Source organism: Rhodobacteraceae bacterium LMO-JJ12, assembly GCA_021555075.1.
Lineage (GTDB): Bacteria > Pseudomonadota > Alphaproteobacteria > Rhodobacterales > Rhodobacteraceae > JAKGBX01.
Map to the genome: position 1 here is coordinate 515,439 of JAKGBX010000001.1, position 14,643 is coordinate 530,081.

Annotated in this window: 10 protein-coding genes; 9 read left to right on the top strand and 1 reads right to left on the bottom strand. The window is 57.7% G+C overall.

Annotation, left to right across the window (positions count from 1 at the left end; genetic code table 11):
- Nucleotides 1-18: 18 nt before the first annotated feature.
- From tssE to LZG00_02515, 9 genes are read left to right on the top strand one after another with little or no spacing between them, the layout of a single operon-like run.
- Entirely contained in the window at nt 19-738 is a 720-nt protein-coding gene (gene tssE / locus LZG00_02475) for a type VI secretion system baseplate subunit TssE (protein ID MCF3592859.1), read from the top strand.
- Complete coding sequence (gene tssF, locus LZG00_02480; GenBank protein MCF3592860.1) at nt 738-2,624, top strand: type VI secretion system baseplate subunit TssF; 1,887 nt, start codon at nt 738-740, stop codon at nt 2,622-2,624. Before tssE ends, tssF begins: the two co-directional genes overlap by 1 nt.
- Nucleotides 2,588-3,649 (top strand): type VI secretion system baseplate subunit TssG, encoded by a 1,062-nt coding sequence (tssG, locus tag LZG00_02485; protein MCF3592861.1) that lies wholly within the window; start codon nt 2,588-2,590, stop codon nt 3,647-3,649. The genes tssF and tssG overlap by 37 nt, the downstream gene beginning before the upstream one ends.
- On the top strand, nt 3,646-5,037 hold the full coding sequence (gene tagH, locus LZG00_02490; protein MCF3592862.1) for a type VI secretion system-associated FHA domain protein TagH: 1,392 nt from the start codon (nt 3,646-3,648) through the stop codon (nt 5,035-5,037). Before tssG ends, tagH begins: the two co-directional genes overlap by 4 nt.
- Before the next feature lies 1 nt (nt 5,038).
- Nucleotides 5,039-5,491: a type VI secretion system lipoprotein TssJ gene (gene tssJ / locus LZG00_02495; GenBank protein ID MCF3592863.1), complete on the top strand. Its 453-nt coding sequence runs from the start codon at nt 5,039-5,041 to the stop codon at nt 5,489-5,491.
- A gap of 19 nt (nt 5,492-5,510) precedes the next feature.
- A complete protein-coding gene (gene tssK / locus LZG00_02500) occupies nt 5,511-6,845 on the top strand; it encodes a type VI secretion system baseplate subunit TssK (protein MCF3592864.1) in 1,335 nt (444 codons plus the stop codon).
- A 2-nt stretch (nt 6,846-6,847) separates the two neighbouring features.
- On the top strand, nt 6,848-8,233 hold the full coding sequence (gene icmH / locus LZG00_02505) for a type IVB secretion system protein IcmH/DotU (protein ID MCF3592865.1): 1,386 nt from the start codon (nt 6,848-6,850) through the stop codon (nt 8,231-8,233).
- Between the two features lie 3 nt (nt 8,234-8,236).
- Nucleotides 8,237-11,773 (top strand): type VI secretion system membrane subunit TssM, encoded by a 3,537-nt coding sequence (tssM, locus tag LZG00_02510; GenBank protein ID MCF3592866.1) that lies wholly within the window; start codon nt 8,237-8,239, stop codon nt 11,771-11,773.
- 1 nt (nt 11,774) lies between these two features.
- Complete coding sequence (locus tag LZG00_02515) at nt 11,775-12,266, top strand: type VI secretion system-associated protein TagF (protein ID MCF3592867.1); 492 nt, start codon at nt 11,775-11,777, stop codon at nt 12,264-12,266.
- On the opposite strand, the gene vgrG is transcribed toward LZG00_02515, so the two are convergent.
- Complete coding sequence (gene vgrG / locus LZG00_02520) at nt 12,253-14,571, bottom strand: type VI secretion system tip protein VgrG (protein ID MCF3592868.1); 2,319 nt, start codon at nt 14,569-14,571, stop codon at nt 12,253-12,255. The two genes, LZG00_02515 and vgrG, sit on opposite strands and share 14 nt — an antisense overlap.
- Between the last annotated feature and the right edge of the window lie 72 nt (nt 14,572-14,643).

A 14,643-nucleotide genomic window follows, 5' to 3' on the forward strand; every position in this document is an offset into this window, starting at 1 on the left:
GCAACACCGGAGTAGCGTATGTCTGACACGTCTCAAGTTCCCAGTTCTCGCCAGGAGGCGGTTCAGCCTTCGCTCTGGGATCGTCTGACAGATGACCTTCCAGGGATCGTTGCTGAATCAAAAGGGCTTAGGCGGGAGCTTGAAAAGCAATTGCCCAAGTCCGAAGACCTTGATGCGCTTTTGGAAGGCGGTGCGCGTGCAATTGAGGCGCGCACTGACCTTGACGATGAGATCCGACAGCGGCTGCACCGTTTGTTGCAGCAAACCACTGAGCAGCGGCGCCTAGAGGATCGCGGTATCGTGGTTACGCCGCAGATCCTGCGCGAAGCAGTTCGCCGGGACATCGAAATGCTGTTCAACATTGAGCGGCTTGAGGCCGATTTCCTGCTGAGTGAACGCGAGAGGCTGACCTATCAAAGCCCGGAGGCGCGGCTTGCAGATTTTCCTGAAGTGCGCAGTTCGGTTTTGAACTTTGGGGTGCCCGCATTTTCGGGCCGCAAGGGAAATGACTTTAACAAGGAGCTATTGGCGCGTGAATTGCGCAAGGTGCTGATTGCTTTCGAACCGCGCCTAAAAAAGGAGAGCATCAAGATCGAGGTCAGGATTGAGGAAAAAAAAGGCATGCGGATCGAAATTGATGGCGTGTTGATGCTGTCGCCCGTTCCAGAGCGGCTTAGACTTTCGACGGTGATCAACCTGGAAAATGGCAAGGCCTCGACAACGCTCGAGGGTCTTTGATGGATCGTGTATTCCTTGAATATTATGAGGAAGAGCTGACCCATATTCGCTCGCTCGCCGGGGAGTTTGCGGCGATTCACCCGAATGTGGCACGCAACCTCTCGATCGAAGCCACACCTTGCCCCGATCCTTATGTTGAGAGGCTGCTTGAAGGGGTGGCGTTTCTGGCTGCGCGCACGCGGCTTAAGGTTGATGGTGAGGCGAGCCGATATGTGCGCAATCTGATTGATGCGCTTTATCCCGATCTAGCGGGGCCGGGCCCGGCAATGTCGATGGCGCGGCTTGAACCCGGACCACAGGTCGAACGCATGGTTGACGGTCATGTGGTGAAGCGCGGCACGCGGGTCATTGCGGGTTTACGCGAAGGCCTGCAAACGCGCGCTACGTTTTCCACGGCCCAAGATGTTCGACTTTGGCCTGTTGAGATTGTCGAAGCGGATTATCTTCAAGACCAAGGCACGCTTAATCAGGCCGGTGTGCCCGAGCGGCAATTACGAGAGGCACAGGCCGGTCTGCGGCTGGTAGTGAAGCGCACCGGGGCCGGAACGTTGGGCGAGCTTTCGCTTGATAGCCTTGATGTCTATCTTGGCGGCAATGGTCGCGGAGGACCTCTGTTTGATGCGATTTTCGGTTTCGGTGCCGCCGTTCTAGCCCGCCCTAGCAGCCGCAAAGAACGCTTTGAGACGGCAGCTATGCCTAGAATGATTGGCGTTTCGGGGAGCGAGGCGTTGTTGCCCCGCGTGCGCGCTTCGTTTGAAGGCTACAGGCTTTTGCGCGAATATTTCCTGATGCCTGAGCGGTTCCATTTTGCCCGGCTTGGTGGGCTGGCGCGGGCTGTCAAACGCTGCACCAGTGAAGACGATACGCTGGAAATCACGCTGTTGTTGCGCGAACCAATTGACGGGCTGACCGGCTTGAGTGCGCGCGACTTCAAGCTCTCGACGGTGCCGGTGATTAATCTTTTTGAGCGAGAATGCGATCTGGTCGAGGTCAAGTCGTCGCGTGCATCCCATATCGTGCATGCGGATCGCACGCGCCCGCGTGACTATGAAATCTATCGGTTGCTCAAGGTGGAGGACGCCGAAAATGATGGGTCTCAGGCCCGTATAACCCCGATGTTTTCGATAGAACATCTTGGGGATAGTGGCGTGGTCTATACGACGGAACGCCGGTCGCGTCGGCCGGGCGAGGACGAGATCCGCCATGGGCAGACGCGCACCAGCTATACGGGTGATGATTTCTACATATCTATTGCGCGGCCCGGCACTGCGCCGCGTGGTGGTGCCATGCCTCGGCGGCTTGATATTCGGGCGCTCTGTACCAACCGGGATTTGCCAATCCTTGATGATACGCCCACGCTGACGCTGGAAACCGGCGACCCGGTTAAGAAAGTTTCGCTGCTTGCACCGATGCGTCGGCCCCGGTCTTCGCTTCGCTCGTCCCTGCCTTTCGGGGCGGGTAATGAAGCGAAGATAGACGATCTGACGTGGCGCTGGATTTCGCAGTTGTCGCTCAATCACCTGTCGCTTGCGGCTGAAGACAAAGAGGATGAGCCACTGCTCGCGCTTCTTAGGCTTTATGCAGATCGCGGCGACCCGACGCTTGAGCGCCATGGGCGTGCCATTCTCGGGGTCAGTTCGAAAGCGGTGATCGAGCGGCTGGGCCTGCCGGGGCCTTTGTGCTTTGGCCACGGAACCGAGCTGACGTTGGAAATCGACGAACAATTGCTCACAGGCGGCAGCGAGCTTTTGCTATCTGCCTTATTGGCACAGCTATTTGCGCGCCATGCTGCGATCAATTCATTTGTGCGGACCAAAACCCGTCTGAGCCACAGCCAGAAGGAGGTAGCATGGCCGATGACCCACGGCACACGCGCCCTGATCTGAGCCGAGGCCCGGACCCAGAGGACGCGCCGACGATGGATTTCTTTGAGCTGTTGCGACAGCTTGAAGGAGATGGGCTTCGCTTTGGCCGCTCCGGTGGGCCTGAGCGGGAGCCGGCGCGTTTGGGTCAAGTTGCGCGGCTTGATTTTGCCGCGTCGGATGTGGCCATGTTCAAGCCGGGGACCGAAAGCGAGCCACCCTTTGTCGGGGTTAATGTTCTGGGCCTTATCGGCCCTGAAGGTCCGATGCCGCTGCATCTTACCCGATGGATTATGCAGCGCTTATCGAACCGCTGGTTTGCCGGGGATGCCACAGGGGCCACGTCGGACACATCGTTCATCGACTTTCTCAATATGCTGCAACATCGGATGATGTCGCTTTATTGGCGCTCGTGGGCTGAGGGGCGACCGGATATCCATATCGCGCATGATGATGGTGGACGTGTCATCGGACTGATGCGGGCGCTGGCTGGGATTGGTTTGCCGGGAACGCGGGGGATTAACGAAAGTCTTGACGCGGCCAAGCTGCACCACGCGACATCGCTTGCGCATCATGTCAAGAACCCGGAGCGACTGACCAGCTTTCTTGAAACTGTAGTTGGCGTGCCGGTGGAGCTTGAAGAATTCGTAGGTGTCTGGGTCAACCTGCCAGATCATTTGCAAAGTCGGTTGGGTGGTGCGCATTGCGGGCTTGGGACGGGTGCGGTGGCGGGTGGCCGGGTGTTTGATCGCCAGTCGCACGCCGAGCTACGCCTTGGCCCGCTAACGTTTGAAGAGTTCACTACCTTTCTCGATGACCCGGCGGCTTGGGAGCGGCTTCGCCATGCAGTGATTTTTGCTTCCGGGAAAGAGCTTGTCTTCCGTCTACGGTTGGTGCTGGCTGCGGGAGAAGCTCCTGCGGCCAGGCTTGGCGAGGCGCGGCTTGGCAAAACCGCCTGGTTATCGCCTGATCCTGCGACCGAGGCGGACGACTACTATGTGCGCAACATCGTGGCTGAAACAACCCGCAAGGAAAGGAGAGCGGCATGAACTTGAGGCTCGTTCTCGAATCTGCCCCCCACCACACGCAGAGCCAACAAGAGCGCGTGTTCCAAGGTGGCACCCTGGTGATTGGCAGGGGTGATGAAGCTGATTGGCAGCTGAACGACCCGGACATGTATGTCTCGCGCCGTCATTGCATCATCAGTGATGAAAGCGGCGCGCCGATGGTGATAGATGCATCGTCTGGCGGGCTTTTCATCGACAATGCAGCCAATCCGGTTGGGGCCGGAAATTCTGTGCCGATTGATGCAGGGATGCGCCTGCGGGTGGGTGATTTTGTCATCAGGGTTGAAGCGCACGCTGAAACTGAGGCTGCGGCCAAACCTGAACCTATGCCCAAGGCAGATGCGTTTGGCTTTGAGTTCGGCGCGCCAACACAGCCGGAAGAAAAACGTGACCGTCCTGAAAGCTTGCCTGATCCGTTTGACCCGCGCGCCAAGTCGCGGGGGCGCGATCCTTTCGGGTTGGATGAGGAACCCGAGGAGCACTCGCTTAAACCGGTTGATTGGGAAAACCCTATGGGGCTGGATTTGCGCAAGGGTGGGCCGGTAACCGAGCCGGGTCGCACATTGGGGCCGAGTTCGCTGTCGGGTGATACGGGGTCGCGGCCGAGTCTGTCCGCGGCATCGAAGTATTTTGATGGGGTAAGCCAGCCGGACTACGGCGCCCGTTTTGATCGACCACGTGAGATCCCCGATGAGCCACCGGTTGTGGCAGAAGCGCGGGTTGCCCCGTCTCCAGCGCCAGCGATGACCGAACAGGTGCAAGTGACTTCGGCTCCTGCGCGGGCGGTAGATGATAGCGCTCTTCGAGCGGCGCTACTGCGCGGCATGGGGCTTGATCCGGCTCGTATTCCGGCGGACGATCCAGAAGCCGAAATGGAAGAGGTGGGCGCGCGGTTTCGTGAGCTTGTAGAGGGGCTGATGATGTTGTTGCGCAGCCGCGCACAGGAGAAGAGCCGCGCGCGTGTGGCCCAGACAATCATCGCCAACGAAGATGTAAATCCGCTCAAATTCCTCGTAACGCCAGAGGATGCGATGGCGGCGCTGTTGCAACCGCGCGGCAAAGGCTATTTGCCCCCAGATCAGGCGGTGACATGGGCCTACCGCGATCTTGCAGATCATCAACTGCGCACATGGACCGCGCTTCAGGCGGCGTTGCGCCGGATGATCGATCGGTTTGATCCCGCACAAATTGAAAAGGACGCCGAAGACCTCGGCATTTTGGAAAAACTCATCGCTGGCGGAAAAAGCGCCAAGATGTGGGATATGTATGAAGAGCATTACCGAGACCTCGCGCAGTCTGCTGAGGAACAGTTTCTTGGCGAAGTCGGTGCCGATTTCCGCGAGGCATATGAAACCAAAAGGAGTAAATGACATGCATTTCGATAGACGCACATTTCTCGTCGCCGGCGCGGCTGGCTTTGGCCTTGCAGGATGTATGGGGCCGACTACAGCCAATATGTCGGTTTCGGTTCAGGGCCGCGCGGGCATGAACCCCGGTCCCGATGGAAAAGATCGCCCAGTGACGGTCTCGATCCTTCAGATGAACGGTTCATCGGCGTTTGATGCCGCCGACTACGTGTCATTGCAAAGCCCGTCGTCGGCGCTTGGTTCCGAGCTGGTCAAGGCCGATCAGATCGTAATTTCCGGTACATCACCGGTGTCGCGGGTCATCCCGGTTCAGGCTGGCGCGTCGGTGATCGGGGTGGTTGGCGGTTTTCGCACGCCATCTGGTAAGGTGGTGCGACGCAAGATCGCCGCGCCTGCCAAAGATGCGGGTTTGATCATCAGCGTCGGTCCGAACGGTATCTCGGTCTCGTTGGCCTGATGCACATGAAAGGCAGGATATGACGGATAGGAACAAGGTTGTCTGGTCGGAGGGGCTTTTCCTCAGAACCCAGCATTTCCAGCAACAGGACCGGCGCAGCGAGTGGTTGGTGCGGCAAGCCTTGCGCGCCACACCTTTGCAGAGTTTCGGGTTTTCCGAACTCAAGCTTGATGCCAATGCGCTTGGTGCTGGGCTGGTTGGGATTGCGCGCGCTGAGGGGGTGTTTCCTGATGGCACTTTCTTTTCTATTCCTGATGGTACCACCGAAGTTGCGCCCGTTCCTGTAACGGCTTCGAGCGAAGCCGGGGCTGTTTGTCTTGCTATTCCTGCCGAACGTAGCGGTGCGGCTTTGGTCGATCCGGCACATGCCGCGCCGTCGGGAACCCGTTATCGCGGTGAATTGGTGACGGTGCGCGATGAAATTCGCAACGGTGCCGAAGAGACCGGAATCGAAGTGGCAAGGCTGGCCCCGCGGCTCATCTTGCCGGGTGAGGAAGCCACGGGCTATACTCTCTTGCCGGTGGCGCAAATCTCGGGTTTGAACGCCGAGGGTGGTGTCGTCATTTCCGAGAGTTTTCTGCCGCCTGCATTGATGATTTCGGCTGTGCCCTGGTATGTTCAGTTTCTCAAGGAAATACTCACGGGTGCAGATCATGTCTGCGACGCCCATGCCGGAATTGTGGTGGGTGGAACCGGGGCTTCGATGGAAAATTTGCTGATCCTCGAAGCGGCCAATGCGGCGCGCCCGCGTCTTGCGCATCTGGCGCGGCAAAACGATGTCCACCCTTCCGAGCTATTCCTGCATCTGGCCGGGCTTGCGGGGCAGTTGGCCACCTATGGCGCGTCGGCCAGAAGGTCCGCCGATCTACCGGTCTATGATCATGGCAATCCGGGACCGGCGTTTCAGACGTTAGCGGATGAGCTGCGATCGCTCATTTTGTCGCTGTCGCATGTTGAGCCGAAATCGCGGGCTTTGCCGGTGAATCGTCATTCGGAGAACATCTGGACTGTGCGCATCGACAACCCTGATATCCTCAACAAGAATCGTATTGTTTTGCGGGTCGGCGGGCGGATGTCTGAGGCCATGCTGCGCAAACTCTTTTCCCAGCAGGTCACGGTTGGCGCGCCGGATGAATTTGATGCGCTGTGGAAATCGAAGTTGCCGGGAATTCAGCTTAAGCCGTTGCATTCCCAGCCCCGCGAAATTCCTTATGACGGTGACAGACTCTGCCTTGAGCTTGAACGCACGTCTGAGCATTGGGTGGCGTTATCGAGCGCCAAGGGTTTTGTCATTGGTGTTGCCGGCAAGCTCGACCCTGAACCTGAAATCGATTGCTATGCAGTGAGCCGCTAATTATGAGCAGGGATGATCCGTTCGGACTGGAAAACGATGCAGGGCGCACCCGTATTCGCCCTGTGAAGAAGAGCCGATCGTCCCAGCAAACGGCCACTTCCGGCGGGCCACAAGGCGGGTTCCCAGGCAACTTTGCGGGTCAGCCCACGCCCGGCGGTTCAGCGCGTTTGCGCGAAACGCGATCCAACAAAAACCCCCTGATCAACGCCTTCTCGATCCTTCTTGGAATGGCGCCCGAGTTGGAACGCGCCACGGCGCCGGAAAACCCGGATGTTCTGCGTGAGCGGCTTCTTGATAACCTCACCTATGCCCGAGATGGTGCGGTGACGGCTGGTGTGCCATTGACGCGCGCCGATCAAGCGGCTTGGTTTGTGGCTGCCTTGCTTGACGATATTGCGATCAATACGCCTTGGGGTGGGTCTTCGGGCTGGCCCGGTATGCCGTTGGTGGTGTCACTCTATGGCAATGTCGATGCCGGTGAGCGGTTTTTCGATCTGGCCGACGATCTGATGCGTTATCCCGAGCGCGATCCGGATCTTCTCGAACTGGCGTTTTTGTGCCTCTCGCTTGGATTTCGCGGGAAACATCGCGTTGCTGGTGGTGCAGGGGAAGCCGCACTGACCCAGCTTCGCAATCAGATGGCGCGCCTGTTGCGCGATCGCGATGCCGAGGACAAGGCGCTCTCGCCGCATTGGGAAGGTGTTCGGGCAGATGATGAAGATCGGGGCTTTATCGTGCCGATCTGGTCTATCGGATTGGTTGCTTTGGCGCTGATCACGGCGGTTTATGTCGGCCTGTCGATCCGGCTGTCAAACAAGGGGGAACAGCTTTTCACGCTGGCCACAGTCTTGCCGCCGCCCGCCCGCGCCGAGATTTTTCGTCCCGTAATCGAGAACCAAGAAACGCCCGTGATTACCATTCAGCCTGTGCTTTTGGAGTTGCTGCCACTTTTTGCCGAGGCAGCGCCCAAGGATAAGGCATCGGCGCTTTCGGGACGCGAGGATGTCTCGATTGCTGTGGTGGTTGTTCAGGGTACCGATCCTGAGTTGTTTCGGTCCGCCAAGGCGGATGTGAACAAACCCTATCTCGATCTCATCGCTTCGATTGCAAAGGTGATCAACGAGAACCAGGAATTCATCGGTCAGGTTCGTGTGGTGGGCCACACCGATTCCGTGCCGGTGCAACGTTCAAACCCGTTTCAGTCGAACCAGAGATTGTCAGAGGCACGCGCAAAATCAATCTTGGATCTATTGGTGGAAAACGGCGTGCCCGCCACATTGGCTGCCTCTGAAGGCAAAGCGGCGACCGAGGCGATAGGCGACAACAAGACCCGCGAAGGGCGCGCCCGAAACCGCCGTGTCGAAATCATCTTGCAAAAGAAGGTCTGAGGCATGGCTGTCTTGAAAAAAATCTTTGGGTTCTTTCTATCGCGCTTTTTCTGGACCGCGGTAGGGATCGCCATTCTCTGCGCATTGATCTGGTTTTTTGGCGGGTTGGTCAGCTTTGGTGACGTTGCGCCGTTGGCTTCGGACATGGCCAAGCTGATTGCCATCGGCTTGATCCTGATCCTGTGGCTTTTCCTCATGTTGTTGCGGCAGTTGCGTGCTGCGCGGGCCAATCAGGCGTTTGTGGCCGAGCTTGCTGCGCCAGCGATGGCGCCCGAGCTTGCTCCGGGTGAAGAGAATGTTCTGGAGATCAACACCAAGTTTCAGGATGTGCTGGCGCAGATGAAACGCTCGAAACTTGGCGGACGTCGCTTTTTGCGCGACATGCCGTGGTATGTGATCATTGGCCCGCCGGGCACAGGCAAGACCACTGCGTTACGCCAATCCGGGCTGCATTTTCCTGTTGATCTGACGGATGATTTGAAAGGTGTCGGGGGCACCCGGAATTGCGATTGGTTCTTTACCGAAGATGCGGTTCTGATCGACACTGCGGGCCGATATACCGAACAGGAAAGCGACCCTGAGATTGACGCCGCTGAATGGCGCGGGTTTCTCAGTCTGTTGATCAAGCACCGTGGACGCCGGGCGCTCAACGGTGTGGTTTTGACCATTTCGATTCAGGAATTGGCGGGAGATGAGGTGTCGATCCGCGAACATGGTCGCGAAATTCGCAAACGGCTGAATGAGCTTTCCACCGCACTTGAGTTGAAATTGCCAGTCTATCTGATGATTACCAAGGCAGATCTGGTGCCGGGGTTTGAAAGCTTTTTTGGTGACATGTCTTCGCGCGAGCGCGAACAGGTCTGGGGCGCGACACTTGGCACGGCTGATCGCGTCGACGGCATCACGGTTGAGCGCGAATTGAAGGCGCTGCAGTCTTCCCTTGAGGAACGGCTTGTTTCGCGGCTGTCGGGCGATGCGTCACTGGATCAGCGCGCCGAAATCTTTCGCTTCCCATCGCAGGTCGAACAGCTGACTGGCCCTCTTAAAGTGCTGATAGAGGCGGTCTTTGGCGAAAGCCGATATGAGGAAACACCTTGGCTTCGCGGCCTCTATTTTACCTCTGCGACGCAGGAAGGCTCTCCAATTGACCGGATGATGGCGGGAATGGCGCATTCGCTCGGTCTGTCTGCGCCGACGCCCGAGCGGCGAACCTATGGCGAGAAGCGCAGCTTCTTCTTGCGCGGTCTGCTGACTGATCTGATCTTTCCCGAGGCCGGTTTGGGCCGGTTTGATCCGCGTGCCGAGGAGCGTCGACGCTGGCTTTGGCGCGGCACGCTTGCTGGGGCGGCCTTGATCACCATCGTTGCCAGCACGCTTTTCCTGTTTTCCTTCCTGCGCTATTCGGGCGGCCTGACGGATCAGGAACGCCAGCTTACAAAACTCGGCTCACGGCTCTCTAATGTTGCCGCGCGCCAGGCTCCGACCGATCCGCTTGATCTCAATCTTGCGTTGGAAGCCGCCAACGAGACCTTGAATGCAGAGACCAATATCGACACGTCAGCAATGACGTTTGCAGGGCCCAGGGCTTCGAGGGAGCTGGATCAAGTCCACAAGCTTGCCTATGATCATACCCTGCGCAACATTGTTGAACCGCGCATGGTGGCCTTGTTGGAAGCGACTATGTGGCGGCATTCTCGCGATCCGGAATTCCTTCTGGGGGCGCTTAAGTCGTATCAGATGCTCACCGGCCAAGCGCCTTATGACACCGCGTTTCTTGGCGTTTGGTGGCAGACGACTCTGCCAGAGTTCGCCCCGATTGATCCCTTTCCGACAGATCAGTCGGTCGATCACCAGCTTGCCGCGTTGGTGCGCATTGCAGGCGAGACCGACAAGATTGCACCTGACCCCCAACTGGTTTCGGTCGCGCTTGAATCAATCTGCACCATTCCCCTTTCGGTGCGGGCCTATCGAACCTTGCGCGCGCATCCGGATGTGGCAGGGCTGCCTGATTGGATTCCGGCGGAATTTGCCGGACCCAACGCGGCGCAGGTGTTGACGCGCGTGTCCGAAAAAACCTTGCGCGTCGGCTTGCCTGGGGCTTTCACCTACAAGGGCTTTCATGAAAATATCCTGCCTCTGGTGCCTGAAATATCGGCTCAGGCCACGTTGGATCGCGCAGTATTCGCGGGTGGTTGCGCCGAAAGTTCGCAGACCTCGGCCGAGTTGCTCGAGAAGGATATACTCAAGCTTTACTATGACGATTCCATTGCCCAGTGGGACGGGTTTTTGCGAGATGTGCGTCTGGCACCGATCAAAGATTTGGCGCAGGCGCGTCAAAACTTGAAAGACCTTGCCTCAGCCGATAGCGCGCTAAAGCGGCTACTTTCCGCAGTGGTGGACGAGACATTTCTTACCCGTCCGCCTGCCGAAGGCGAAGGCGGTGGTGCGCCCAAGGGTGCGTTGAAAGCCGCATCGAAACTTGGAAAACTGGGCAAGCTGGTCAAGCAAGGCACCAGGATTGCAAAGGTCACAGGCGGATCGAGCGAACCCACGGAGTTGCCCGGCAAACCGGTTTCCGATCATTTCGCCGCCATCCGCGGCACTGTGCAGGAGGTGGATGGCCAACCGCCCTTGCTGACCGATGCTGTGGCGGCGCTTACCGCGCTTTCGAATGAATTGCAGACCGTTGCAGCAAGCCCGGACCCACAATCGGCGCTGCTGGCGCGTGGTGGCCTGCCGCAACTCACCGGGGCGATTGCGATTGTGGCGCAAACTCTGCCTGATCCGATTGACGACTGGCTTGCCGGGATCGCGGGCGATACGATCTCGGTGACGCGTGACGCGGTGATAGCGCAACTGAATGCACGCTGGCGCGCCGATGTGATGCCGTTTTGTCTTTCGGCAACGCAAGGGCGCTATCCGTTTGATCAACGCTCCAAAATCGATGTGAACACTCAGGATTTTGCGCGACTTTTTGGGGCGGGAGGGCTGATTGATGCCTATATCAATGATCATCTTCTGAAGTATATCGACACCACCACGCGGCCTTGGACATGGCGGTCTGATTTCGGGCTGGATGCAAAGCTGCTTGCACCGTTTGAAGATGCCCGCTCAATGCGTGATGCGCTTTTCCCTGGTGGTGCGGGACCGATCATGGCGTTTTCGCTGGAACCCAAAGACCTCTCGGCCAATGCCTCACGTGTGACACTTAATGTTGATGGTCAGGTGCTGACCTATTTCAACTCGGTCACGCGCCCGATGCCGATGACATGGCCAGGTCCGGATGGCACAGGTGTGATAACGCTCTCGTTTGCGCCGGTTGATGGCACCGCCGAACGCTTTACCCGCGAAACCGGCAGTTGGGCCTTTCTGCGAATGATCCGTGGGGGCAGGTTGGCCACAACGGCTCTGCCAGAGGTGTTCAACTTGTCGCTCGGGGTGAGTGGCTTTAACGCCCGGTTTGAGTTGCGCGCTAATTCGGTTGAGAACCCGTTTGATCTGAAAATGTTCTCGGGATTTACCTGCCCGCGCGGATTTTGAAGTGGCCGGTCTTTTCGGCAAGCTCCCGGTGAGTGGTGATTTTGTTGCGCGTGGCCTTGCTCCGGGTCAGCGCGCCTGGCTTGATTCTTGGATCTCGCGATGGGTTGCCGGGTTTGCACGCGATCCTGATCTGTGGCCGCCTAGGGGGCTACGTGGGGTGCTTGATGCGCCTGATGGTCCGCTTCTTGTGGTTATCGGGCCAAGCGTTGATTTGCCCGGGCGCAGTTTTCCGATTCTGGCCTGTACGCCTGCGGCGGGTGTCTCACGGGTGAGTGGCGAACGTTGGGCAGATCTTGCAGCGGTTGCGGTGTCGCGGGCCGTAGAGGGAACGTATGATGCGGATACGCTGCTGGCCGCGTTGAATTCAATCGCGCAGCCACCGCCCGGAGAGCCGCCGCTGGAGCCGCCCGTTATGTGGGGCGGTGAGGCGATTGGGCCGCCAGATGAGATTATTCCGGCGCTCTTTGCTGCGTTTCGGCCTAGTTCTGATTGATGTTCTTACCCTTCATCGTGATGTCCTTTGAGGCTTTCACGTCGACCTTACCACTGCCTTTCAAAGTTATATCCTTGCCCTCGATATTGATCGTGCCGTCCTTTTTCATCGAGATGGCGGCTTTGCCAACCTTGATGGTGATTGTGTCGCCGGCCTCGATTATCAGGTCTTTGCCGACTTTGATCGCGAAATCTTCGCCAATCTCCATCACGCTGCTTTTGGCGACTTTCTCAAGACGCGCGCCACCAGTCTCAATGCTCTGATCCTTGCCGATCTGAACGGTTTGGCTGCTTCCGATGGTCAGGGATTGATCCGTCGAAATGGTCCAACTGTCGCTGGCGCCGATGGTGTGGCTCTGGCTCATTCCGACGGACACGGCGCGAGGGCCTCCGATCGTATTGTTTTGGGGGCCGCCGACCTGGCGGGTTTCTGCCGCGCCGACGGAATCGACGCGCGCCGCGCCTACAGTGATTGTCTGTGCAACACCGACTGTTTGGGAGTGGTTCAGCCCGATGGATTCGGTCGAGTTCAAGCCAACCTGGATGGTTTCGTCTGACCCAACCGTGAGGCTGCGGTTGGAACCGACGGTTTCTGTATCGTTCGATCCGATGCTGACCGTGCGGTCGACGCCGACGGTGGTGGATTTGTTGTTGTCCACCGTCTCGGTGCGGTCGTGGTGAACATTCTGCGTCGCGTCGTTGCCGATATCTTCAAGGAAGTCGTTGCCGATGGTGCGGCTTTCGTTGTTCTTGACCAGTTCGTTGTGGTCTTTCTCGGCTTGGAAATAGACTTCCTCTTCGCCTTTCTTGTCCTCGAACCGCATCTCGTTCCAACCGCCACCGCCCAGCGATGAATTGGATTTCCAACCCGATTGAGTGGCATTGGCGGGCAATTCATAGGGTGGCATCTGTTCGGCGTTATAGACTCGGCCAGTGATAATCGGCTGGTCCGGATCACCCTCAAGAAAATCGACAATCACTTCCTGCCCGATGCGCGGAATCTGTATGAAACCCCAGCCGGACCCGGCCCAGACCGAGCTGACACGGATGAAACAGGTGGAGTTTTGATTCCTTTCGCCTTTCCGATCCCAATGAAATTGAACCTTTACGCGGGCATATTCATCAGTGTGAATCTCTTCACCAGAAGGCCCGACGACCACAGCGGTCTGAGGCCCACGCATCACCGGTTTCGGAGTTAGCCGTGCCGGGCGGTAGAATGTGTCGGCAGGGATCAACTCATACTGTGCCTTGAAGCCTTGTTCTTGCTCCTCATTGGCCAGCCCGGCGGCGTATTGCCCTTCCCAGATCTCGTAGGACGATTTGAGGATCACGAACTTGATATTGTCGGCCTCGCGCAGGCTTCCTACCAAGCTAAAGCTCTGGCCGGAGCAGGGCGGGATCGCGGTGCTGTTGGCGTGAATAACTTGTGAAAGCGCGCGCCCTTCTTCGACACGTAAATCGGATAGATCGGCGCCACGTCCATGTTCAATGTATTTACCAGGATAGGAATAGCGTTCTTTGTCGTCGTTCGTATGCCAGCCAGACATATCCGAGGTCGTCATCAGATCCGCCGAGGGTTTTTCGAAATCGTAATCGGTATGAACCCATTTCGCGGGTGAGGCAGTGTCTATCCGCTCAATCCGCGAGATTATGTCTTGTTCTCCGGTGCGTTGCTGGCTGCTTTGTTCAAACTTCAGTTCTTCACAGGCGGGCGCGTCTTTGAGGCTGTCGAGCTTGTCGCAGATCACCATCGTGTGGGCGCCATCATCGAACTCAAAATAGTAAAAGATGCCCTCGTGTTCCAATAGCCGTTGCACGAAATCTAGGTTGGATTCGCCATATTGCACGCAGTATTCACGCTCGGGATAGCTGCCTGACAGCTCAAGGCGATAGTCGCTCATCCCGGCGTCATCCAACACCTGCGAGACAATGTCGGGCACGCTCATGCGCTGGAAGATCCGGTTGTCCATGGTTTTGGACAAAAACCAGAAGGATGGGCGCAAGATCAGGCGGTATTGAAATCGTCCGCCCGATTCATTGCCGCGATAGCTGAACTGATCGACAATCCCATGAAAGAAGCGTGGCGCCTCATCGACGCTTTGGCTGCGTTTGATCGTGATGGACATCGCTTCTCCCAGAAGTTTGTCGGAGGCGATTTCAGGGTCTTCGCTTTGCAAGGTCAGCTCGTAGCGAAAAGGCGCGCTTAGGCGGTCCGATCCAATCAGATGCTCAAATTGCAGCGCCGGGGCACCATCGGGGCCGTCGCCCAGTGGCGTGGTGACGTCAATATATCGCTCTAAAACCATTCTGACGAATCCTCTTGCCGGGCGTGAAATACACTTAAGAAATGATCCAATGAGTAGAACTATACTCGGATT